The sequence below is a fragment of the Kitasatospora sp. NPDC018058 genome, assembly GCF_044327205.1.
Classification (GTDB): domain Bacteria; phylum Actinomycetota; class Actinomycetes; order Streptomycetales; family Streptomycetaceae; genus Kitasatospora.
In genome coordinates, this window is record NZ_JBIRFA010000129.1 from 1 (window position 1) to 2,524 (window position 2,524).

2 protein-coding genes are annotated in these 2,524 nt (G+C 72.6%); both read left to right on the top strand.

Annotated features, from left to right (window positions below; translation table 11 throughout):
- Positions 1 to 1,258: beta-ketoacyl reductase (locus ACH4E7_RS45475; RefSeq protein WP_396255109.1), on the top strand; the 1,258-nt coding region annotated here is incomplete at its 5' end.
- Between the two features lie 52 nt (positions 1,259 to 1,310).
- Positions 1,311 to 2,524 (top strand): beta-ketoacyl synthase N-terminal-like domain-containing protein (locus ACH4E7_RS45480; RefSeq protein WP_396255110.1); only part of this gene is annotated, 1,214 nt, incomplete at its 3' end.

Genomic DNA, 2,524 nt, shown 5'->3' on the forward strand with positions numbered 1-2,524 from the left:
CCTCGTCCACCACGGCGCCCGCCACCTCGTCCTCACCAGCCGCCGCGGCCCCGACACCCCCGGCGCCACCGAACTGCGCGACGAACTCCAAGCCCTCGGCGCCCACATCACCATCACCGCCTGCGACACCACCGACCGCACCGCCCTGCGAACCCTCCTCGACCACCTCACCACCACCGGTCACCCCGTCCGAGCCGTCTTCCACGCCGCCGGCACCGGACAGACCACCCCCCTCACCGAGATGGAGGTCGCCGAGGCCGCCGACGTCATCCTGGGCAAGGCCACGGGTGCGGCGCTGCTCGACGAACTGCTGGCGGGCCAGGACCTGGACGCCTTCGTGCTGTACTCGTCGATCTCCGCGGCCTGGGGCAGCACCACGACCGGTGCGTACGCCGCCGCCAACGCCTACCTCGACGCGCTCGCCGTCCACCGCCGCCAGCGCGGCGAAAGGGCCACCTCCATCGCCTGGGGGGTGTGGGCGGGGTCGGCGATGGTCGACGCCCACACCGAGGAACAGCTGCGCCGCCGCGGCGCCCTCGCCATGGCGCCGGACCTCGCCGTCCAGGCACTCGACCAGGCGCTGGCACACGACGACACCAACATCGCCGTGGCCCACATGGACTGGCCGCGCTTCGCCACCGCCTACACCGCCGCCCGCCCACGCCCCCTCATCGACAGCCTCCCGGGCGTCCGCCCGACCACCCCGGAGCCCGTTCCGGACGGACCTGACAACGCGCTGCGCGACCAGCTGGCCGCGATGCCCATCGCCGAACAGTACGAGGCCCTCCTGCACCTCGTCCGCACCGAGACGGCCGCCGAACTCGGTCACTCCACCCCGGACGCCGTCGAACCCGACCGGGCCTTCCGGGACTTCGGGTTCGACTCGCTCGCGGCGGTCGGCCTGCGCAAGCGCCTGGACTCCGTGACCGGGATCGCCACCCCGGTCACGCTGACCTTCGACCACCCGACTCCCGCCGAGACCGCCCGGTACCTCCACAACCGGCTGCTCGACGGCGCGGCGAGCCAGGCCGAGTCCGTCCTCGCGGACCTTGACCGCCTGGCGGCCTCCCTCGCCACCCTGCGGGCCGGGTCCGTCGAGCGCGCCCGCATCTCGATGCGGCTGAGCCACCTCCTCACGCAATGGCGCGACGGAGCCGACGCTCCCGCCGCCCTGGACGACCACGTCGACGCGGAGCTCGACCTCGCCTCCGACGAGGAGATGTTCGACCTCATCAGCAGGGAGTTCGACATCTCCTGACGCACCCGTCCGCCGTGTCCGTGCTTCCCCCAGGGTCAGAGAGGTAAAGACGTTGTCCAATCCACCCAGCTCCACCGAGGAAAAGCTCCGCCGCTTCCTGAAGCAGACCACCGCCGAACTACGCCGAACCACCCAGCGCCTGCGCGAGACGGAGGCCCAGGACTCCGAGCCGATCGCCATCGTGGGGATGAGCTGCCGCTATCCGGGGGGTGCGGGCAGCGCCGACGGCCTGTGGCAGCTGGTCGCCGACGGCCGGGACGCCATCGCGGGGTTCCCGCAGGACCGCGGCTGGGACCTGAAGGCTCTGCACGCTCCGGATCCGGACCGTACCGGCCCCGGGACGGACGTTCCCGAGGAGGGCGGATTCCTGTACGACGCCGCCTACTTCGACCCGGCGTTCTTCGGGATCTCGCCGCGCGAGGCGGCCGCGATGGACCCGCAGCAGCGGCTGCTGCTCGAAACCTCCTGGGAGGCGATCGAGCACGCCGGCATCGACCCGCAGTCCCTGCGCGGCAGCCAGACCGGTGTGTACGTCGGCGCGGCCACCCAGGGTTACGGCTTCGGCCCGGCCACCGAGGTCACCGGGATCGAGGGGTACGGCATCACGGGCGTCGCGACGTCGCTGATATCCGGCCGTCTCTCCTACACCTTCGGCCTCGAAGGGCCGGCGGTCACCGTCGACACGGCCTGTTCGTCCTCACTGGTCGCCCTGCACCTGGCCTGCCAGGCCCTGCGCCGCCGCGAGTGCGACCTCGCCCTGGCGGGTGGAGTGAGCGTGATGGCCGCCCTCAACGCCTTCCTGGAATTCAGCCGACAGAGCGGGCTCTCGCCGGACGGCCGGTGCAGGTCCTTCTCCTCGGACGCGGACGGCACCGGCTGGGCCGAGGGCGCGGGCGTGCTACTGGTGGAGCGGCTGTCGGACGCCCGACGCCTCGGACACCGGGTGCTCGCCGTCGTCCGCGGCTCGGCGGTCAACCAGGACGGCGCGTCCAACGGCCTCACCGCCCCCAGCGGCCCCGCCCAGCAGCGCGTCATCCTTCGGGCGCTCGCCAGTGCCGGCCTGGCGCCCGCCGACGTCGACGCCGTGGAGGCGCACGGCACCGCGACCCGACTCGGTGACCCGATCGAGGCACAGGCCCTCATCGCGGTGTACGGGCAGCACCGGAGCGCAGAACAGCCCTTGTGGCTGGGCTCCTTGAAGTCCAACATCGGCCACACCCAGGCCGCGGCCGGCGTCGGCGGCGTGATCAAGATGGTGCAGGCGAT